The sequence below is a fragment of the Thalassospira mesophila genome (assembly GCF_002115755.1).
GTDB lineage: Bacteria > Pseudomonadota > Alphaproteobacteria > Rhodospirillales > Thalassospiraceae > Thalassospira > Thalassospira mesophila.
The window spans coordinates 148,972-168,510 of the sequence record NZ_JFKA01000003.1; the positions used below are offsets into that span (position 1 = coordinate 148,972).

Annotated in this window: 18 protein-coding genes and 2 tRNA genes; 6 read left to right on the forward strand and 14 right to left on the reverse strand. The window is 54.2% G+C overall.

Going from position 1 to position 19,539, the window contains the following annotated elements:
* The first annotated feature begins 26 nt into the window (after positions 1-26).
* A complete protein-coding gene (locus TMES_RS08555; protein ID WP_085581499.1) occupies positions 27-449 on the forward strand; it encodes an acyl-CoA thioesterase in 423 nt (140 codons plus the stop codon).
* A 191-nt stretch (positions 450-640) separates the two neighbouring features.
* Here TMES_RS08555 and TMES_RS08560 read toward each other — a convergent pair whose 3' ends face one another.
* From TMES_RS08560 to TMES_RS08600, 8 genes are all read right to left on the reverse strand, one after another.
* Complete coding sequence (locus TMES_RS08560) at positions 641-1,690, reverse strand: dipeptidase (RefSeq protein WP_085581501.1); 1,050 nt, start codon at positions 1,688-1,690, stop codon at positions 641-643.
* Positions 1,691-1,701: 11 nt separating this feature from the next.
* On the reverse strand, positions 1,702-2,466 hold the full coding sequence (locus tag TMES_RS08565; RefSeq protein WP_085581503.1) for an ABC transporter ATP-binding protein: 765 nt from the start codon (positions 2,464-2,466) through the stop codon (positions 1,702-1,704).
* A 4-nt stretch (positions 2,467-2,470) separates the two neighbouring features.
* A complete protein-coding gene (locus tag TMES_RS08570; protein ID WP_085581505.1) occupies positions 2,471-3,313 on the reverse strand; it encodes an ABC transporter ATP-binding protein in 843 nt (280 codons plus the stop codon).
* Positions 3,314-3,315: 2 nt separating this feature from the next.
* Positions 3,316-4,239: a nickel transporter permease gene (gene nikC, locus TMES_RS08575; RefSeq protein ID WP_085581507.1), complete on the reverse strand. Its 924-nt coding sequence runs from the start codon at positions 4,237-4,239 to the stop codon at positions 3,316-3,318.
* Positions 4,240-4,244: 5 nt separating this feature from the next.
* Positions 4,245-5,312: an ABC transporter permease gene (locus TMES_RS08580; protein ID WP_085581509.1), complete on the reverse strand. Its 1,068-nt coding sequence runs from the start codon at positions 5,310-5,312 to the stop codon at positions 4,245-4,247.
* An 11-nt stretch (positions 5,313-5,323) separates the two neighbouring features.
* On the reverse strand, positions 5,324-6,913 hold the full coding sequence (locus tag TMES_RS08585; RefSeq protein WP_085581511.1) for an ABC transporter substrate-binding protein: 1,590 nt from the start codon (positions 6,911-6,913) through the stop codon (positions 5,324-5,326).
* 463 nt (positions 6,914-7,376) lie between these two features.
* A tRNA-Asp gene (locus tag TMES_RS08590) sits at positions 7,377-7,453 on the reverse strand.
* Between the two features lie 402 nt (positions 7,454-7,855).
* Positions 7,856-7,932: transfer RNA gene (locus tag TMES_RS08600), tRNA-Asp, on the reverse strand.
* A 321-nt stretch (positions 7,933-8,253) separates the two neighbouring features.
* On the opposite strand from TMES_RS08600, the gene TMES_RS08605 reads away from it, so the two are divergent.
* Entirely contained in the window at positions 8,254-8,679 is a 426-nt protein-coding gene (locus tag TMES_RS08605; protein ID WP_143589591.1) for a hypothetical protein, read from the forward strand.
* 15 nt (positions 8,680-8,694) lie between these two features.
* On the opposite strand, the gene TMES_RS08610 is transcribed toward TMES_RS08605, so the two are convergent.
* The 3 genes from TMES_RS08610 to TMES_RS08620 form a co-directional block, all read right to left on the reverse strand.
* Positions 8,695-9,207 carry a transcriptional regulator gene (locus tag TMES_RS08610; RefSeq protein WP_085581517.1) on the reverse strand — a complete coding sequence of 171 codons (513 nt, stop codon included), beginning with the start codon at positions 9,205-9,207 and terminating at the stop codon, positions 8,695-8,697.
* Positions 9,208-9,292: 85 nt separating this feature from the next.
* Positions 9,293-9,808 carry a response regulator gene (locus TMES_RS08615; RefSeq protein ID WP_085581519.1) on the reverse strand — a complete coding sequence of 172 codons (516 nt, stop codon included), beginning with the start codon at positions 9,806-9,808 and terminating at the stop codon, positions 9,293-9,295.
* A 251-nt stretch (positions 9,809-10,059) separates the two neighbouring features.
* Positions 10,060-10,554: a deoxycytidylate deaminase gene (locus TMES_RS08620; protein ID WP_085582060.1), complete on the reverse strand. Its 495-nt coding sequence runs from the start codon at positions 10,552-10,554 to the stop codon at positions 10,060-10,062.
* 274 nt (positions 10,555-10,828) lie between these two features.
* On the opposite strand from TMES_RS08620, the gene pyk reads away from it, so the two are divergent.
* The 3 genes from pyk (at position 10,829) to TMES_RS08640 (ending at position 15,231) form a co-directional block, all read left to right on the forward strand.
* Positions 10,829-12,253, forward strand: coding sequence for a pyruvate kinase (gene pyk / locus TMES_RS08625; RefSeq protein ID WP_085581521.1), 1,425 nt, complete (start codon positions 10,829-10,831; stop codon positions 12,251-12,253).
* Positions 12,254-12,762: 509 nt separating this feature from the next.
* On the forward strand, positions 12,763-14,295 hold the full coding sequence (locus tag TMES_RS08635; protein WP_085581526.1) for a DUF2336 domain-containing protein: 1,533 nt from the start codon (positions 12,763-12,765) through the stop codon (positions 14,293-14,295).
* 6 nt (positions 14,296-14,301) lie between these two features.
* Entirely contained in the window at positions 14,302-15,231 is a 930-nt protein-coding gene (locus TMES_RS08640; RefSeq protein WP_085581528.1) for a hypothetical protein, read from the forward strand.
* 235 nt (positions 15,232-15,466) lie between these two features.
* On the opposite strand, the gene TMES_RS08645 is transcribed toward TMES_RS08640, so the two are convergent.
* From TMES_RS08645 to TMES_RS08660, 3 genes are all read right to left on the reverse strand, one after another.
* Positions 15,467-15,826: a ribbon-helix-helix domain-containing protein gene (locus tag TMES_RS08645; RefSeq protein ID WP_085581530.1), complete on the reverse strand. Its 360-nt coding sequence runs from the start codon at positions 15,824-15,826 to the stop codon at positions 15,467-15,469.
* 351 nt (positions 15,827-16,177) lie between these two features.
* On the reverse strand, positions 16,178-16,759 hold the full coding sequence (locus TMES_RS08655; RefSeq protein ID WP_085581534.1) for a DJ-1/PfpI family protein: 582 nt from the start codon (positions 16,757-16,759) through the stop codon (positions 16,178-16,180).
* A gap of 516 nt (positions 16,760-17,275) precedes the next feature.
* Positions 17,276-18,277, reverse strand: coding sequence for a mechanosensitive ion channel family protein (locus tag TMES_RS08660; RefSeq protein WP_085581535.1), 1,002 nt, complete (start codon positions 18,275-18,277; stop codon positions 17,276-17,278).
* A 232-nt stretch (positions 18,278-18,509) separates the two neighbouring features.
* Here TMES_RS08660 and TMES_RS08665 point away from each other — a divergent pair, with 232 nt between their 5' ends.
* Positions 18,510-19,418 (forward strand): OmpA family protein, encoded by a 909-nt coding sequence (locus TMES_RS08665; protein ID WP_085581537.1) that lies wholly within the window; start codon positions 18,510-18,512, stop codon positions 19,416-19,418.
* Positions 19,419-19,539: the final 121 nt, after the last annotated feature.

The following is a 19,539-nucleotide window of genomic DNA, read 5'->3' on the forward strand; positions in this document are numbered from 1 at the left end:
ATTTCCGGCGTTCAGGAGTGAGTGCGATGGTCGAAAAAAACGAAACCAGCAATGCGGACACCACCATGCCGCGGGGCGATATGTGTACCCGCACCCTGGCAATGCCCGGCGAAACCAATCCCAGCGGCGATATTTTCGGCGGCTGGCTGATGTCGCAAATGGACATTGCCGGGGGTGTGCTTGCCAGCCAGATCGCCGAAGGCCGTGTTGCCACCGTTGCCGTCGATGGCATGACATTCCATCGTCCGGTTTATGTGGGCGACGTGGTGTGTGTGTATGGCGATATTGACCGTATCGGCAATACATCCATGGTGCTGCATCTTGAAGCATGGGTTTTGCGCCGCAACCAGCCGCCGCGCATCAAGGTAACCGAAGCCACTTTTACCTTCGTCGCCATCGACGCCAATGGCCGTCCGCGCCCGGTGCGCAAGGATGAAATTAGCGTTTAATACCATTTCTTTATGAGGTCTTTTCATGGAGAAATGGGTAGGCGCGACAACGCCGCGCGAATTGTGACGCGGTTGGCAAGTGTTCAACCAGGTTTTATATAAGCCCTTTGTGTTTTTGCGAGCCGTGAACGAAAACGGGGTTGCTGTTGCAACCCCGTTTTGCCGATTGGTATGATGCCGTGTAATTTTTCTTACCAGCTATCCTTCGCTACCCGAACGAAATTTTCACCCATGATTTTATCAACCATATCGGGCAAATAGCCTTCATTGATCAGGGTGTCGGCAAGGGCAGGGAGCTTGCGCGGGTCAAACACGGCGGCACCGCCGGCATTGGGGCCGTAACCGCGTTCCTTGGGCCAGTAAAAAGCGCGGTCGACACCATCGGGGAAGTCATCGGCCCCTTTGACAGACGGCATGGTGTCAAGGCCGATGCCCACATGATCAACCCCGACCAGTTTGACCAGATAATCAATATGGCGGACCATATCGGGCACATCGGGGGCATTGGCGGATTTCATGAAACGTTGAAACCCACACACGCCGATCACGCCGCCAGTGGCGGCACAGGCTTTGATCTGTTCATCGTCAATGCAGCGTTCATGCCCGCCCAGAACCTTTGGGTTGGCATGGCTAAAGACGACGGGTTTGGTGGAAACCCGCATGATATCAAGGCTGCTTTGCCGCCCGGTATGCGAGCAATCCATGATCATACCCGCATTGTTAACCGCCTTGACCATGTCGTGGCCCAGCGCGGTTAGGGGGATGTCATCATCGTGGCAACCGCCCGCGACCGAATTGTTGCGGTTATAGGCGAAATGGATTTGTTTGACGCCCAGTCTGGCAAAAACCGGCACCATTTCGGGCATGTCTTGCAACATGACCGAGCCTTCAAGATCAAACCCTACGCCCAGCAACCCGGCCTGTTTGGCGCGGGCAAGGTCATCGAATGTTTCGATCTGCATGTATTTATCGGGGTGGGCGGCGATTTTGGCACGGAAAGCGGCAATAACGCGCAAAATATGCGCCACCGAATTCATATCCATGCCGACATTGATGCAGACATAATCGATATTGCCGGCGCGATAGGTATCAAGCAAATCAATCGGAATAACCGGGTCCAGCGGCAGGCAGGCATGGGCATCCCAGGTGAAGGTCGGGATATGCTTGCGCGGATAGCCGCTGATTTCGGCACTGGCGGGCTGGGGCGGGGTGGCAAACGGGTTGGTGGTGGCGATTGTCATGGTATCTCCGGTCAGTCCCAATCGACAAAGCTGTCAACAACGGCGCGGTCATATCCACCTGCGGCCTTGTAAAGCTGTTGCGAATAGGGATGTTCAAGCGAGCCCTGTGCAAGCTGGCTGGCGGTGGCACGTTCAACGATGCGGCCATGGTTCATAATGGCGATATCGTCGCAGACATGGGCCACAACGGCAAGGTCATGGCTGACCATGATATAGGTAAGGCCAAGGTCGCGGCGCAATGCCGCCAGCAAATTAAGCACTTCGGCCTGAATGGACACATCGAGTGCGGATGTCGGTTCATCAAGCAGCAACACCCGGGGTTCAAGGATAAGCGCGCGCGCAATAGACACCCGCTGGCGTTGCCCGCCCGAAAGCTGATGCGGATAGCGAAACCGGAACGAATTATCCAGCCCGACCTGTTCAAGCACGCGGATCACGCGGGCATCCGAATTGCCCAATCCATGCACCGCTACCGGCTCGCTAAGGATGCGGTCGATGGTGTGGCGCGGATGAAGCGATCCGAACGGGTCCTGAAACACCATTTGCACCTGGCGGTAGAAATCCTTGTTGCGTTTGCGGGCCAGTTCGTGGCCGCCGACCACCATGATACCTTCCCAGTCATCAACCAGACCGGTCATGGTGCGCAAAACGGTGGATTTGCCTGAGCCTGATTCTCCGACCAGCCCGAACGACCCGTTGGTTGGAACCTTAAGCGATACGTCTTTAAGAACGTGGTTTTCGCCAAACCAGGCATTCAGATTTTCAATTTCAATCATGGTCTTATCCCTCGGCCCAGCTTGCCTGACGTTGCAAAACCGGCAGGTCGTCGTGGTTGCCATCCATTTTCGGCAGGCAGTTTAACAGGCCCCGTGTGTAGGGATGTTTGGCCAGATCCAGCTCGCTTGCGCGAATTTCCTCAACCACATGGCCCTGATACATCACCAGAACCCGGTCGCAGAAACTCGACACCAGATGCAAATCGTGGCTGATGAAAATCAGCGCCATGCCGCGTTCACGCACCAGATCATCCAGAATTGCCATCACCTGAAGTTGCACCGTCACATCAAGGGCCGATGTCGGCTCGTCGGCAATCAGCAATTCGGGATCGGGGATCAGCATCATCGCGATCATCACGCGTTGGCCCATGCCGCCCGAAACTTCGTGCGGATAGGATTTAAACACCCGCTGCGGATCACGAATTTTTACCGCTTCAAGCATTTCAATGGCGCGGTGGGTGGCTTCTTTGGTGCCAACCTTGTGATGTTCGCGGTACGCCTCGATAATCTGGTCGCCAATGGTCATGACAGGGTTTAGCGAGTATTTCGGGTCCTGCATGATCATGGAAATGCGCGCCCCGCGGACCTTGCGCCATTGGCGCGGGCTAAGGTTGCGCAAATCGACATCGCGAAACTGCATTTCATCGGCGGTAATGGTGCCGTTGGATGCCGTCAGGCCCAAAATGGCCCGCCCGGTTTGCGACTTGCCCGAACCGGACTCGCCGACAATGCCCAGCCGTTCGCGGCCCAGATCAAACGATACACCCCGAACCGCGTTTATCGGCCCCTTGGATGTGGTGAAACTGACAGCCAGGTTTTTGACCGTTAACAGGGTTTCACTGGTCATGATCAGTCTCCTTCACGCGGGTCAAGCACATCGCGTAAACCGTCACCCAACAGGTTGAAACCCAGACTGACAACAAAAATAGCCAGACCCGGCACGGTTGAAACCCACCATTGTTGCAACAGGAACTGGCGACCTTCGGACACCATCGCCCCCCATTCCGGCATTGGCGGCTGTGCGCCCAGACCCAAAAAGCCCAGACCGGCGGCAATCAAAATCATGCCCGCCATATCCAGCGTCACCCGGACAACAACCGAACTGATGCACATCGGCATGATGTGACCCAAAATAAGCCCACGGCTGGAAACACCCTGCAGGCGGGCGGCATCGATATAATCAGACCGGCGCACGGTGATGGTTTCAGCCCGCGCAATACGCGCATAGGGCGGCCACGCGGTAAGGGCGATGGCAAATACGGCGTTTTCCAGTCCCGGCCCCAGGGCCGAAACAAAGGCCAGAGCCAAAATCAGTTTGGGGAAAGCCAGAAAAATATCGGTAATGCGCATTAAAACGGCATCAACCCAGCCGCCAAAATAACCCGACATGGTGCCAACCAGAAGGCCGACCGGGGCGGCGGTAATGGCAACCAGGCCCACCACCATCAGGGTATATTGGGCGCCGTAAATCAGGCGCGACAAAATATCGCGGCCCAGTTGGTCGGTGCCAAACCAGTGCGCGGCACTGGGCGGCAAAATACGTTTGGTCAGGTCGGCGGCAATCGGGTTATAGGGCGAAATAACCGGGGCCAGAATGGTAATAAGGATCAGGGCAACGACAATGCCCAGCCCGATCATGGCCAGCCGGTTTTCGGTCAGCTTGCCCCATGCCAGCCACGTGCGGCCACAGCGGGCCTGAAAGCGTGACTGGGGCGTGTTTGACGTTAGCCACTGCCGCAGGCCGCCAGAATTTTGATTGGTCACTGTTTGCATGTTTTTTACCTTCGGGCGCGCGGATCAAGCAGGCGATAAAGCAAATCGGACAGCATATTGACGCCGATAAACACAGCACCCACAACAACCGTTCCACCCAGAACGGCATTCATATCGGCATTAAGCAGCGAATTGGTGATGTAAAGCCCAAGGCCCGGCCAGGCAAAAATGGTTTCGGTTAAAACCGATCCTTCCAGCAGGTTGGCATAGGACAGGGCAATAACGGTTACCAGCGGCACCATCACATTGCCAAGCGCATGACGCCAGATAATGCGAAATTCGGAAAGGCCTTTGACCCGGGCGGCCAGAATATATTCCTGGCTTAATTGCTCAAGCATGAAAGACCGGGTCATGCGCGCAATATAGGCTAGCGAAAAATACGCCAGAAGCGACGCTGGTAAAATGATGTGGCTTACCGCATTCCAGAACAGGTCGATATCGCCATCCAGCAAGGTATCAACCAGCATCAGGCCGGTGGTGGGTTCGATGAAATCGGCATAAAAGGCATCCACACGGCCCGGCCCGGCAACCCAGTCCAGTTTCATGTAAAAAACCAGCAAGCCCATCAGGCCCAGCCAGAAAATAGGCACCGAATAGCCGACCAGACCGAAAATACGGACCAGATGGTCGGGCCATTTGCCCTTGTGAACAGCGGCGAGAACGCCGGTTGGAACACCAAGGATCACACCGATAATGGTGCCAAGGGTTGCCAGTTCAAGGGTGGCGGGAAATACCCGGGCGATATCGTTTAAAACCGGCTGCGATGTCAGGATTGATTTGCCGAAATCGCCGTGCAGCACATTATTTACATAAACAAAAAACTGTTTCCACAGCGGCAGGTTCAGGCCCATTTCCTCGCGGACACGGTTATAGATCGCCTCGGAGGCATGGTCGCCCACGGCGGCAATAACCGGGTCAATCGGCAAAATACGGCCGATGAGAAAGGTGACGAGCAACAGCCCGAAAAAAGTGATGATAACGGAAGATACCACGCGCAGAATGCTGCCGCCTGGCCCCGAAAGGAGACGGGCGCGTTTGCGCCCGCCCCGTTTGGCTGGTGTCACGGTAGACATCTAACCGTTCCTTAGTCCTTGGTCACAAAACGATATTTGTTGTCGTCGAACGATGGGCCAAGTTTGAAGTTCTGAACGTTGCTGCGGACACCGGCAATTTCGGTTTCCTGGAACATCACCACAAACGGACCCTTGTCCATGACCTTTTTCTGCAGGTCCTTGTACATATCGATACGTTTCTGGGTGTCACGTTCAAGAATGGCGGCTTCGGTTTCGGCCGTCATTTCTTTGGGGTCCCAGCTGTTGCGCCATGCCAGCGGTTTTGCCGCGGCATCGTCAGAATTATCCGGGTTCCACGCAAAGGTCGATGCATTGGTGTTGGGGTCCTGATAATCGGCACCCCAACGGCCAATATAAATGTCGTGCTGACGGGCACGGTATTTGGTCAGGGTTTGCCCCCCGTCACCGGGGATGATTTCAAGATTGATACCGGCCAGGGACCAGGTTGCCTGCAACGATTGCGCCATTGCGGTAATGGCGGTGGTGTTGCGGGTGTCCATGGTGACGCTAAAGCCATCCGGGTAACCTGCTTCTTTCAGCAGTTCCTTGGCTTTTGCGACATCAAGTTTATAGGGATTGTCGTTCGACGCACCAAGGAAGCCATCGGGCAAAAATGCCTGATGAATGGTGCCACGACCGGCCAGAATGGTATCGGCAATGCCGTTATAATCGACCAGATATTTCAGAGCTTCGCGGACCTTGGGGTTCGACAGATATTCGTTTTTCTGCGACAGACCCAGATACCAGACAGTGCCCTTGGATTTTTTCTGGAATTTAATATCTTTATTGTCCTTGAGTGACGCGATCTGGTCGGCTTCAAGGTTACGGGCAATATCGATATCGCCTTTTTGCAGCAGTAATTGCTGCGAGGCCGCTTCGGTCACGCTGCGAATAATCACGCGTTTCATTGCCGGAGCGCCGTCCCAGTAATTGTCATTGGCAACCAGCGACAGGCTTTCGTTCGGCGTCCATTTGTTCAGTTCGAACGGACCGGAACCTGCATAGTTGGTTTTCAGCCATTCATGCCCCATGTCACCGTCTTTTTCATGGGCCATGACTTCTTTTTTATCAACAACCGAACCAACGCCTGCCGTCAGGCAGTACAGAACAAAGGTCGGCGCATAGGGTTTATCGACCTTGAGGACCAGGGTGTGGTCATCGGGTGCGGTAATCTGGGTGTCGACATTGTCCTTGGTCAAACCGAACTGACCCAGAATAAAGGCGGGCGACAGGTCCAGCTTGATCACACGGCGCAACGAAAACGCAGCATCTTCGGCGGTCAGTGCGTCGCCCGATGCGAATTTGATGCCGTCGCGAATTTTAAAGGTATAGGTTTTGCCGTCTTCGGAAACGTCCCAGCTTTCGGCGACAACGCCATGAATTTTGGAAACGTCGTCAATGTCATAACCGATCAGACGGTCATAGGTGTTGCCCGAATATTCGGCACCGGAAAATTCAAAGATTTCTGCCGGATCAAGGGTGATGATGTCATCGATTGAAAACGCCATGACCAAAGCGTTTTTGGGGGTTTCCGCCATGGCGGATATGGGGGCCGAAGCCAAGGCGGTTCCCAGAATCAGCCCTGCGATTAGCTTGCGCATGTTGCGCCTCCCGTACTGGTGATATCGAAAGTGCGAACGTTGAAATGGTAAAACCATTGTTCGCCTCATTTTTGTAACGGCCAGATGACAGCACACTTTGAAGGGCTGATCAATGCTGCGGCGCAGTAAATCACCCTTTCGGCATGTAAATAGGGGCTAATAGTTCGATTACGGGAAGTTACGTAGATAAAAACGATTAAAGATTGCAGTGTTTGGCGATCATGATGAAACCAATGCCCGGGGCAGGGGGCCGGGTATTACTGAATGGTTGAATGTTTTTGATTGTAATTTTTACAGCACGTGCCGGATTCTATAATGGAACCAATATATTGGTTCAGTTCCGGTGCGATATTTCCTGCGGGCATACACTATAATATGTGTCTGCCACAGTGGTGCTGGAAAATAGATACAAAAAAAGCCGCATGATCCATAGATCAGCGACCTGTTTGTACTCTGAAAAGAGTGGCGCGAGTGACGGGACTTGAACCCGCGACCTCCGGCGTGACAGGCCGGCGCTCTAACCAACTGAGCTACACCCGCTCGGTGTGTGGCGCGGTTTATATAAAGGGCTGCCGGGTCTGGCAAGCGTTTTTTTGCAAAAAAATCACAATGATCTGACAGGCGCGGTTTTCTGCCAAAAAATGATCCGGCGTTATTTGGTGTTATCGGGCGCGAAGCGGGTGTGTGGCAGGGATTGGCACCGGCAAACCGCAAAAACCGCGATCGGGCATATTAGCGGGTTATTTTAAACGCTTAAAGATGGCGCAAAACCGGGCGTGAAATTGACGGGGCTTTGGCGTGGAAAGGTAAACGGGGAAATATCGAGATCAGCCGGGGTGGTGTTGGGGACTGCCGAGCGATGCGAGGCGCAAAAGCACCTTAAAAACAAAAAACGCCAGCGAATAAATCGCGGCGTCTTTTTGTTTTCCCCCAAGGGGGAAATGGCGCGAGTGACGGGACTTGAACCCGCGACCTCCGGCGTGACAGGCCGGCGCTCTAACCAACTGAGCTACACCCGCTCGGTGTGTGGCGCGGTTTATATAAAGGGGCGCCCGCCCTGACAAGTCCTTTTTTTAAGGCGGGGGGCTTTTTTTTACCAATATAACCTGGGCGTTTTTTAAAAGGCCGCAAAAATAGCGTTTGTGACGCTATATGCGGCGGCAAAACGAATGAACGCGGCGCGCCTGAAACTTTTCGCGTTGTTTAGAAACCTTCTTGATGCTGATCAACGTTTTTGGTGCAGGTCAGGTTTATCACTAAAATTGTAACGTTTTCAGTAAACTACCATTGCCAAAGCGATAAGGATCGCGCGCAATGGTCAAGCAGGAATGGACGCTGTCATGATTGATGATGGACCGATCCCGCCGCTGCTTCGTCAGATCAACACCGCGTTGATGCAATTTCGGCCCGCAACCCCGTTGCCGTCCGGCGTGACGGCAGGGGGCAGGCCCGATGACTTCGCCGATATGCTGGCGCTTTTTCGCAGTGCCATGTTGTTGTGGGGCGCGCAAAACGCCCTGCTGAGCGGGGATGCCTCTGTGTCGCGCGACTGGATGGCAGAAAGGCTGGATGCGGTGTCGGCGGAACTGGACGGCATTTTGGCCCGGCTTGATACGCTGGGCGGGAATGTCCGGCCCGATGGACGGGGCGCAACAGGCGCGACAGGCACAACAGCGCCCGATGAAGGGGCCGCGTCATCGGACGAGGATGATAATTTTGAACTGATCGATTTTGTCCGCCATTTGCACAGCTACCGCAGCAAATAGCCCAGACACAGTGTGCTATTCACGCGGGTCACTGTAACGGGCGGCGATTTTGGACAGGGCGACGGTGGTGGCCTGTTCAATGGAGGTGCCAAAGCCGGTGATCCTGCTCGCCAGAATGACATAGATGGCGTCAATATGAAGCTGGGTCACCATAAGCTGGCGTTTGTTTGCGGTGCTGCGCCCGTGCAAAAACACTTCCAGCGATTTGGCAATTTGCGTCATCAGGGGATAATCAAAAGTTCCGCCCAGTGCCTTTGTCGAATAGGCAAGGTCCGCACTTTTTTCGACGGCTTTAGGCCGCAGATCGGCGTTGGTTATCGCATTGATTACCAGTTGGCGAGTTTCAGACAGATCATGGCCAATGCTGCGCACAAAAGCATCACTGCTGCGCTGCACAACCCTTTCCAGCTCTTCGAGCTGTTCCGGGCCCAGGTTAATGTCGAAACCCTTGGTAAAATTAACGGCGCGCTGTTTCAGTTCAGTTCGGGGCGGGATGATCTGAACTTTTGGCGGTTTTTGTTCATTCATCGAAATCGGTGTGTCCCGGCAGGTTAAAATGCATGACCTCGTTCTGGGGAACGGGGCGACTTATCGTGTCTGTTTGCGGCGGCTGTTACGTGTTTCCCCTGGCCTTGGATTTCTGATCCTCGCGCCGGTCTGGTCCGTCAAACGGGGTTTGGCGGCGGCGTCGGTCTGGCCCGAAATAGGTGCCGGTATTAACAAAATGGCGCGGGCGGGTGATAACCGAAACAAGGCGGCTATATAATGCCTTGGCGTTAAACGGTTTGGCCAGAAATTCGGTAATGCCCAGATCGCGCGCGGTGGTGACATAGCGCTGCTCGGAATGGGCAGTTAACATGATTACGGGCACAAAGCGGTTTGGCGACGAGGTTGAGTTTCGCAAGGAATCGAGAAATTCCAGCCCGTCCATCCCGCGCAAGCGCCATTCGGTGACAATAATGTCGATTTGCTGGGTGCGCAGAATGCGAAAGGCATCTTCGGGTTTGCCAACCCGGCGCACATCAAGCGCGCCAAGATAGGACAGGGTATCAAACACAACCTGTGCTGATATCTTGTCGCCATCAACCACAAGAAAACTGATTTTGCTGAAATCGATTTTTGCGCTCATCAGGTCTGGTGTCCGGTTTGTACAAAACGGCAGGGCTCATCGCGAAGATAAAGAATTTTTCTCGTCAAAGGCAGGATAACGGCTTGTGTTACATAGCTTACTTATAATTCATTACCGTTTTGTCCTGTGTGCGGCAAGTGCGAAGTCCACAGACGCGATTGTCCGTTAAGGCTATTTTACCTGTGTTTCCCACAGGGGCGCGCGCCATCGGCCCGTTTGGGGGATGGCGGGGAGGATTTACCCGGCATTTTCTATTCTTCGGGTAAGGGGGCGTTATCGAGCGCGGTTGTGGTGCCTTCTTCGTTAATCAACTGTACCTGCACCCCGGATTCGCCAAACATTTCGGTAGATATGTTCACATCATGTTGCCAGCGTTCAAGAAAATCAGGCGTCAGTTTTTGCTGGTCAACATAAACCTCGGCGATGCCCGCCTGAATAATGGCGCGGGCGCAATCGCTGCAGGGAAAATGTGTGACATATAACGCACAGCCATCAAGCGATGTACCGGTATAGCTGGCATTGTAAATGGCATTGCGCTCGGCATGTTCGGTATAGGCATATTTGGCGGGCCGTTGGTGACGGCTTTCGACCGTATCATCGACACCGCGTGGAAAACCGTTATAACCAACAGCACGGATTTCTTTTTTGGGGCCAATCACAACGGCACCCACCTGGGTGCTGCGATCTTTTGACCATTCGGCGATATGGGCGGCCAAAGCCAGAAAACGGTGGTCCCATTTGCTCATTTTTAAAAATTCCCGGTTTGCGCCCTGAAACGTCATCACAGGGCACTTGATGGCTGATTTGTCTTTTAAAGAGGTGTCGGCAGGGGGCTGTCCAGCGAAAAAAATGTCATTCGGCCTTGGCTTAGCAGAAAAGTAACTGTTCAAAGCGGGCGTGATTCACTATTAAGGGGAGACCCCCAGACACCAAAAATCAGGATATTTTGGCGCGCCCTGTGTCAATCTGGTTGTCGCGCCAGAATTCAATGGAAACCGAAAAACAACGAGGTAAAAGCGGATGCGCCGTCAACGTAAGGCGAAAATCATCGCAACCCTGGGGCCAGCGAGTTCTAGCCCGGATATTCTTGAAAAGATCGTCCAGGCAGGCGTCGATGTCTTTCGTTTGAATTTCTCTCATGGCGAGCACGCCGAACATCAGGCGCGGTTTGAAACGATCCGGGAAGTAGAGGCCAAACTTGGTCGCCCGATTGGCGTTTTGATGGATTTGCAAGGCCCGAAAATTCGGGTTGGAACCTTCGCCGACGAAAAAATCGAACTTGAGGCCGGTGTGCCGTTCCGGTTCGACATGGACAAAACACCGGGCGATCACACCCGTGTGTCGCTTCCCCATCCCGAAGTTTTTGCCGCCCTTCAGCCCGGCGCAAGCCTGTTGCTTGATGATGGCAAATTGCGGATGCGGGTTGATAAATGCGACGATAAATCGGCTGATTGCACGGTAGAAGTCGGTGGGCCGCTCTCAAATCGCAAGGGCGTTAACCTGCCCGACGTCATGTTGCCCATGTCACCGCTGACCGACAAGGACCGGGTCGATCTGATCTATGGTCTGGAAATGGGCGTTGATTTTGTGGCGCTGTCCTTTGTTCAGCGCCCCGAAGACGTGGCCGAAGCCCGCAAGATCATTAATGGTCGTGCCGCCATTGTCTCCAAGCTGGAAAAGCCCCAGGCCATTGAACATCTTGATGAAATAGTCGCTTTGTCCGACATCATCATGGTGGCCCGTGGTGACCTGGGCGTGGAATGCCCGCCCGAAGACGTGCCGATTTTGCAAAAACGCATCATCAAGGCCTGCCGTGAAGCTGGCAAGCCGGTGATTGTGGCAACCCAGATGCTCGACTCGATGGTGTCAAGCCCGTCACCAACCCGTGCCGAGGCATCCGACGTTGCGACCGCCATTTATGACGGTGCCGATGCGGTTATGTTGTCAGCCGAAAGTGCGGTGGGTAAATATCCGCTTGAAACGGTCAGCATCATGAACCGCATTATGGTGCGGGTCGAACGTGACGAGCTTTATTTCCGCCTGCAAGAGGCATCACGCCCCGACCCGGAACACAATGCCCCCGATGCCATTAGTGCCGCAGCCCGCCAGGTTGCCGGGACCATTGGTGCCAAGGCTGTTGTGACCTATACCACGTCGGGCTCGACCGCCTATCGTGCTGCGCGTGAACGGCCAGAAGTGCCAATTTTGGGGCTTACCCCGAAAATTCAGACAGCACGCCGCCTGGCATTGTGCTGGGGCATTCACCCGGTATTCACCCGCGATGCCACCAATTTTGGTGAAATGGTGGGAATTGCCTGTGATGTTGCCAAACGCGAAGAATTCGCCGGAAATGGCGATTCTCTGGTGATTACGGCAGGTGTACCGTTTGGAACACCGGGTGCGACCAACATTTTGCGAATCGCATGGCTTTCGGGCCGCAGCTGATTTTTCGCTGTTTGCGAAACGTCGTTCAAGCTGCGTTTATGCGGAAATTTTCAAAGGGCTGCCTTCGGGCGGCCCTTTGTTTTTAGCCGGGGTCAAATGGCGGGGCTGGTTGGCTTGCGCGCCCGAACCCCATGATTTTGCGCACAATACCCCGCATTTTGGCCAGTTATTGCGCGTTAAGGCCCGGTCAGATTTGCGCAGAGCACCCGATATCAGGGCGAAACAGACGCATTAATAAAGTGATTGCGCTAACCATATGACGTTTCTGGGTTTTGCCCGTGTGGCGTTAAGGTTTTTTTGAACATTTCTGCCGATAGTGAATTTACTGAAAATCATCCTGTTGCGGGGAGAGATGGCAACAGGGGGTTGGTTTTCAACGAACTTTTTGGGCTGTGATGTTGTTTTGGTACGAACGCCTTGTTAAAAGGCATCTGCCAAAGGCCAGAACAGACACGGGAATCGGCCAATCGGGCCTGATGCCTGAAATAAAGCGGGGAAAAAGACAGAGCATGCTGGCCTGGATGTTCAATCGGCAAAAGTCAAAGGATGCGGGGAACAAAGACCGTGCCAGCGATAAATTGCGCGAACTGGCTGATATTGTTCGCGATGTCGCCCCGGGTGAATTTTCGCTTTCTCATAATAGCGGCGCGCCCCAGTCCGGGCGTATTGCCCGGCACAAACCGGCCCGCGATGACATTACTTCTTCTGATGATGAATCGTTTCTCAGTTACGCTGCCCGTATTGGCGCGGACGATGACGACGATCTCGAAGATGATGAGGACTCGGTATATCTCCCCGACCGCCATGGCGAAGATGACAGCGATGCCCGGATGGATGTTGCCCGCCGGTTGCGCCGTCACTTGCCCGATTTAAGCCCGTCCCAGCGCCTGGAAATGGTTGACGAGTTTATGGATGCCATTGTGCGGCTTGCCGATTGTTACCGCCCGCAGGTTATTGCCCTGATTGAACAGGAACTGGGCCACACCCCCTATTTGACACGTCAGGCCGCCGCCCGGATGCGGATCGATCTGGCAGCCATCGGGCAGGTGCATATTGTTGAATATGTTGAACTGTTAAATGATTCCGATTTTCTGGATTTAATGCGTGGCCGGGGCGAGTTTACCACCACAGCACGGGCGCGCGAACGTGTGCGCGCCAATCTGGTTGAAGCCCGCCTGATGCAGGAACGCAACGACGCCAAAAGCGGGCTGTTTTCCCGGTTGCGCGCCGGTGACGATGCGCCGCGCAATGTTGTCGATATGACGCCGCATCTGGCACGCCAGCCCGCCGCAAAAAACGAAGCCCCCGAAGAACGCATGCTGATGGGACGCGACCGGTTGTCGCGTCAGGCGCAACGGCGGATGGCCCATTTTATTGCCGCGTCGTTGTTTGACACGCTGGTTGAAGAAGGCCGCTTGCGGGCCGAAGTTGCCCGTGCCCTGCGCCAGGCGGTACGCCAGCGGATTGAAAAAGTCCGGTTTGACAGCCGCGTTGCCCGCGACACCCGCGCCCCGGCTGGCGAAGATATCGCCAATGCCGATCTTGGCCACGAAGCCGCCCCCGAAACAGCGCGCGCGCCGAGTGTTGAACAATATGTGCTGGACGCCCTGGCGCGAAATGATGACGAAGCTGTGGTACGCGAATTATCGCGCTATGCCCAGTTGCCCGCATCGGTGATTGCCAAAATTATGGATTCAGGCAGCGCACGCGCCATTACCGCCATGGCGTGGCGGGCGGGAATGTCGGCACAGTCTGCGGTGGTTTTGCAAATCAGTTCCGGCATTGACGAAGATGCCATCGAAACCCCGGCTACCGGCGGGCGTTACAGCATGCCGCGTGGTGATATGGACTGGTATATTGATTTCTTTACCGAATTACAGCCGGTAGCACCGCGTGATCCGGCGGCGAAGGCGGCAGCGCCATCGGCCCGGGGCACAGATGCAGGCAAATCTGCTGATAATACGGCAGGGCAGGCGACAGCCGATGGCGATGGGACGAAATCACCGTCGCTGCGGCGTCGTTTCGTCCGCAAGGGAGATTAGGCGTCAATGTCGCTCGATCTCGGGATTTCGTATGACGGTTTAAAATACGCGCTGTCGATCAAGGACAGTTACCGAACGCGCGAACCACTTACAGTGACAGGGGCGGGCGATCGCAAGCGCCTGTTGATGCCCGAACATCTTCTCAGCAATGATCTGGCATTGATGCAATATGACGACCCGCTGGCTTTGGCTGTTATTGCCACCAAAGACCCGGAAAGCCCGATGGCCCTTGCAGCGGCAACCCGAATGGGCCCGCATGCCAAATGCAAGGAACTGATTACCGGCATTTTCGAAGTGGTTGGCGACGCAACCAAGCATGAACTGGTGCATGATTGCATTAAACTTCTGACCAAAAATGCGTTCAGCCCCGAATCCATGCATGTGGTGCGCAATCGGGCCTCGAACCATGTGGTCGAAATTCGGGAATTTTATCGCCGGGCGATGACCGAAAACTTGCGTGCATTGCTTGACGGTAAACGCGAAGCCCGCGATTTTGTCGATGAATTTATCGAACTGGCCAGCAGCGGAAATTTGCGGATCGACATTTACAAGCGGCTGGTGATCAAACTGATGCGGTCCGATGCCGTGCGGCCCAGCGTGAAATTCATGTTGCTTGAGCGGCTCGATTGTTTTCCGCAGATGGTTAAAATTCAGATTGTTTCCGAGGTCAATGCTGCCCCCGATACGGCAGAATACCAGACCCTCAAACAGGAACTGCGCTGGATTTACGATGCCAAAACCCGTGAAACCCGCCATAACAAAGGCGACAAGTCGGAAAATTCCTGGCTTGCACCCGCGAAAATGGATTTCGGGGTCGCCGTTGGCATGCAAGCCAGCCGCTCGGTTGAACGCGGGCGCGGACGCGATTCTCACTTAAATACGCAAAGCCCGGTGCCGGGCTTTAACAGCCGCGATATTGCAAGCTGGCTAAGCTAAGCTAACCTCTTGCAACGGCCGCCGATGGGCCCATTTCCCCCGCTATATTCCCTGAGCTTGCCCAAGCGGCTGGTCGCATATGTGCGACATCGCACATATTTCACCGTCAGATCCGTTTTTAAACGGCTGGCTGCGTTTTGATTGGGGCAGGGCCGTCTTTTGGCGGGTGGACCACCACAATGGCGTTGCCGTGCCGGTATGGCGTGTTTTTTCAGATGACGTTATTTATCCCGGTTCACCCGGATTTTAGCTGTGGTGTATATGGTTCTTGCGATGCGTGTCCCTGTGGGGCCGTTGGCGCGGTGTGATGTAAAGCGGCAGAGGCAGTGGCAGGAACCTGTTTTTGCAGGTAAATTGTACATACCACCCGCAACAGCGACGCAAAATTTGGAATATCGCCGCGCTGTGCTGTGACTTCGTCGTGCAGCAAGCCCAGAAATTGCGGGGTGCTATAGCCATCCGTTGCGGCAATTTCATCGATAATTTGCCAAAACCTCTGTTCAAGCCGCAGGCTGGTGACCACGCCGTTGATCCGCACCGATCTGGTGGTGGTTTCATAAAGTGCCGGGTCTGTTCCCGAATATATTTTGCACATGGGTTTCCTTTCTTGCCGGGGTGGGCCGCTATGCCGTGCCTGCGCGGGCCTTGATATGCGGATAGGAGATATAGCCGCGGGCAGATGTGCCGACAAATCCCGATGGCGCGATGCCATGGCGATGTTGGGGCGGACGGGCTGGCGGGTGGCTGTTTAAAGGTTCGGTAAATCCTGGGCCAACGCAGAAAAAATGGCAAGGCGTTTTGCGCAGTGGCATTGCCCGGTGAAATCGGGCGAGTGCCGTGCCAGTACCGGGATGGGCCAATAAACAGCCCGCCATGTTTTTACTGTTAACATGGCGGGCTGTTCACGGGTCAGGTCAGCTATGTAACGGCGCGTTATCGCAAGCGATCAAAGTTCGATGCGGGTGCCCAGGACTTTTAAAAATTGGGCCATCCATTGCGGATGGGCAGGCCATGCCGGGGCGGTGACCAGATTGCCATCGGTATGGGCGGCATCAATTTCGATTTCCATATAGGTGCCACCGGCCAGTTTGACTTCTGGCGCGCAGGCAGGATAAGCGGAAATTTTGCGATCTCGGATAATATCGGCAGCAGCAAGGATTTGCGCACCATGGCACACGGCGGCAATGGGCTTGTTGGCGGCGTGGAAATCTTTGACCAAGGCGATGACTTGCGCGTTCAGGCGCAAATATTCCGGCGCGCGTCCGCCGGGAATAACCAGCGCATCGTAATTCTCGGCCCGTGCGGTGGCGAAATCAGCATTCAGGGTAAAGTTGTGACCACGTTTTTCACTATAGGTCTGATCGCCTTCAAAATCGTGAATGGCGGTACGGACCGTGTCGCCCGCGTTTTTATCGGGACATACGGCATCAACATTGTGGCCAACCGCCAGCAGGGTCTGAAACGGGACCATGGTTTCGTAATCTTCGACGTAATCGCCGACCAGCATCAATATCTTTTTGGCAGTCATTTTGATGTTCCTCCCATCATTTGGTGTTCATCGTGATCATATAATGTCTGCACCCAACGCGGGTAACAGCGCAATACTACGGCCGTGAAAGATGGCGGCGACATGGTTGATGCGGCGGCTTGTCAAATAAACGGCCAATAAAAAACGGATGGTCGCAGGACCATCCGTTTGTGGGGGTTATGTGTTGCACGGTGGCAGTCAGGTTGTTGCCCTTGCCATCATAAATTGTGCGCCCGGGTTGGCTTAGAGCATATTTCCTTTAATAAGACCCATTCTGCCCGCGCATTTTGCTGCTCGGCAAGGAGAAGTCCGCAGGGCGTAACGGGGTTACGAACAAGGATTTCGACGTAGCCGAGCAGCAAAATGCGCGGGCCCGGAGGGTTCAATTTTGACGGCGTTTGACGGCGTTACACCGCTTGCCCGATGCGCCGCATCGCGCGACGCGCTGTGCCTTGCCAAACGGCACGTCAAAATTAAACAAAATGGGTCTTATTAAAGGAAACATGCTCTAGTGGCTCAGGCTTTAATGCCGTCTGTTGCTTCACCAAGGTCGGGGTCGGCGCCAACGCCTTCTGCCGCGGTTTTACTGCTGGCAGGTTTGGCGGTTTTTGCCTTGGTAGTTGTGGCACGGGCCTTCGGGGCTGGCTTGCGGGCCGGTTTAGCGTCGGCCTTGGCTTGCATGGCGGACGAAAGGCCATCGGCTTTAAGGTGCAGGTCGCGCTGCGGGAAGGGGATGCTAAAGCCGGCGGCTTCAAGCTCGGTTTTCGAGCGGCGGCTTAAATCCCAGAAGGCAGCCCAGAAGTCGGGGGTGTAGGCCCAGCCGCGCGCCGTGATATCGACCGAACTTTCACCCAGATTGGCAACAAAGGACATCGGGGCTGGTTCGGCAAGGATGCGGCTGTCGCTGGCGACCAGATTTTTCATGAATTCCAGTGCCGCGTCAACGTCATCGTCATAGGCGATGCCAACCTTGATATCGAGGCGCCGAGTCGGATTTCGGGAATAATTTGTGATTGCACTGTTCCAGATTTGTGAATTTGGAACCGATACAAAAACGCCGTCGCCTGTTTTAAACAAGGTGGTAAACAAGGTGATTTCAACCACTGTTCCCGAAACCGACCCGGCTGAAACAAATTCGTCAATACGCAACGGGCGTAATATTAAAATCATGACCCCCGATGCAATATTGGACAATGTTCCTTGCAAGGCGAGGCCAATTGCCAGACCGGCAGCACCGAGAACGGCAATAATGCTGGTCGTTTCCACACCAAATTTTGACAGAACAGCAATAAGTACAAACACCATGATGGTGTATTGAACAATACTGGCGGCCAATGGTTTTAAGGTGTTATCGACAAATCTGGCATTCTTCAAGGAGCGCCGAACCAGAGACGCCGCTTTTCCAGCAATCCACCAGCCGACGATCAGAATGATAATGGCGCCCAGAATGTCCAGGCCAATTCCAAGCGCAAATGCGCGAATCAATTCGATTATAGAGTTTGCGTCTGTACCACTCATGCCAACCTCGTATGCTTGTTCACTAAAAATAAAGTGATCTGTTTTTTTCACTGGAGAGTATGATTTTCTAAGGATCGCACGGTTTGGGGGGCTTGAAAAGATCAGGGACGATCACAATAAAAAATAATATCTTGGAACCTTTGGCTTTTCTATGCGTTTTCGGTCATAATATTACCACGTTTGGTACTATTGTTAGAGTTTGATAACAACCTGAACTACTGGGGCAAAAAACATGCAGTTTCGTTCGTCTTTCCTTTTCGCACTTGGCAGCGTAAGTATGCTGGCCGCATGTAGCAGCATCGACAACTCTGGTACTGCTGTTGCTTATGGTGGCAATCCGCTGACCTATAACAGCTCGCTTGACACCGCTATGCACGGTGCCGAGCCCACCACCGCCTTCGGTAAAGATCTTAAAGCCGAATATATCGCTTACGCAGAACGCGAAGCCGATGAATGGTACGATTTCTTTGACGCTGACTTCTTTGCGCGTAAAGCCGCAAAAGTAGCGCAAAACGAAACCATCCTTCCGGAAGATCCGGCAAACTGGCGTTTCGACGACCAGGAAATCGCACAGAAGCGCGCCGTTCGTGAAGAACTGATCGGCCTGCTTGACGGTGGCGCACGTGAAGCAATGCCTGATGTTGCTGCAACCGCGCAGGCCCGTTACGATTGCTGGATCGAAGAAAGTGAAGAAGGTTGGCAGACCGACCTGATCACCCAGTGCTGGAAAGAATATGAAGACGCGATTGATACGCTGAAAGCACCGAAGGTTGCTGCCGCACCGGCAGAAACCCAGCCGGTTGCCGCCGCACCGCGTTTGTTCACGATCTTCTTTGACTTCGACAAATCCACCATCACCCCGGTTGCCAAACGCGTTCTTGACGCCGCTGCTGACCAGTGGGCAGCTAGCCCGGGTACTGTTTCGGTTGTTGGTCACGCGGACGCCTCTGGTCCGAATTCTTACAACCAGAAACTGTCTGAACGTCGTGCCGATGCTGCCGCAAGCGCTCTTACGACCCGCGGTATCAAGGCTGATGGCGTGAAGAAAGATGCTGTTGGCGAAGGCGATCTTTTGATCCCGACTCCGGATGGTGTTCGTGAACCGCGTAACCGTCGTGTAACGATTTCGATCGATAACTAAGATAAACTATCGGTCCTTTACCAAATCTTCGGCAACGGGATGGCATCATGTCATCCCGTTGTTTTTTTTGGATAGTCGAGATAACGGGGAAGCAGATTGTGAAAGACTGCTTGAAATGATG

Excerpts from the sequence above, each read along its gene's own strand:
- TMES_RS08610 (WP_085581517.1), bottom strand. The coding sequence starts at position 9,207 with ATGAATGAACAAAAACCGCCAAAAGTTCAGATCATCCCGCCCCGAACT.
- TMES_RS08580 (WP_085581509.1), bottom strand. The coding sequence starts at position 5,312 with ATGTCTACCGTGACACCAGCCAAACGGGGCGGGCGCAAACGCGCCCGT.
- TMES_RS08665 (WP_085581537.1), top strand. The coding sequence starts at position 18,510 with ATGCAGTTTCGTTCGTCTTTCCTTTTCGCACTTGGCAGCGTAAGTATG.
- TMES_RS08620 (WP_085582060.1), bottom strand. The coding sequence starts at position 10,554 with ATGAGCAAATGGGACCACCGTTTTCTGGCTTTGGCCGCCCATATCGCC.
- TMES_RS08660 (WP_085581535.1), bottom strand. The coding sequence starts at position 18,277 with ATGAGTGGTACAGACGCAAACTCTATAATCGAATTGATTCGCGCATTT.
- TMES_RS08635 (WP_085581526.1), top strand. The coding sequence starts at position 12,763 with ATGCTGGCCTGGATGTTCAATCGGCAAAAGTCAAAGGATGCGGGGAAC.
- TMES_RS08570 (WP_085581505.1), bottom strand. The coding sequence starts at position 3,313 with ATGACCAGTGAAACCCTGTTAACGGTCAAAAACCTGGCTGTCAGTTTC.
- pyk (WP_085581521.1), top strand. The coding sequence starts at position 10,829 with ATGCGCCGTCAACGTAAGGCGAAAATCATCGCAACCCTGGGGCCAGCG.
- TMES_RS08645 (WP_085581530.1), bottom strand. The coding sequence starts at position 15,826 with ATGTGCAAAATATATTCGGGAACAGACCCGGCACTTTATGAAACCACC.
- TMES_RS08555 (WP_085581499.1), top strand. The coding sequence starts at position 27 with ATGGTCGAAAAAAACGAAACCAGCAATGCGGACACCACCATGCCGCGG.
- TMES_RS08560 (WP_085581501.1), bottom strand. The coding sequence starts at position 1,690 with ATGACAATCGCCACCACCAACCCGTTTGCCACCCCGCCCCAGCCCGCC.
- TMES_RS08565 (WP_085581503.1), bottom strand. The coding sequence starts at position 2,466 with ATGATTGAAATTGAAAATCTGAATGCCTGGTTTGGCGAAAACCACGTT.
- TMES_RS08640 (WP_085581528.1), top strand. The coding sequence starts at position 14,302 with ATGTCGCTCGATCTCGGGATTTCGTATGACGGTTTAAAATACGCGCTG.
- TMES_RS08615 (WP_085581519.1), bottom strand. The coding sequence starts at position 9,808 with ATGAGCGCAAAAATCGATTTCAGCAAAATCAGTTTTCTTGTGGTTGAT.
- TMES_RS08585 (WP_085581511.1), bottom strand. The coding sequence starts at position 6,913 with ATGCGCAAGCTAATCGCAGGGCTGATTCTGGGAACCGCCTTGGCTTCG.
- TMES_RS08655 (WP_085581534.1), bottom strand. The coding sequence starts at position 16,759 with ATGACTGCCAAAAAGATATTGATGCTGGTCGGCGATTACGTCGAAGAT.
- nikC (WP_085581507.1), bottom strand. The coding sequence starts at position 4,239 with ATGCAAACAGTGACCAATCAAAATTCTGGCGGCCTGCGGCAGTGGCTA.
- TMES_RS08605 (WP_143589591.1), top strand. The coding sequence starts at position 8,254 with ATGATTGATGATGGACCGATCCCGCCGCTGCTTCGTCAGATCAACACC.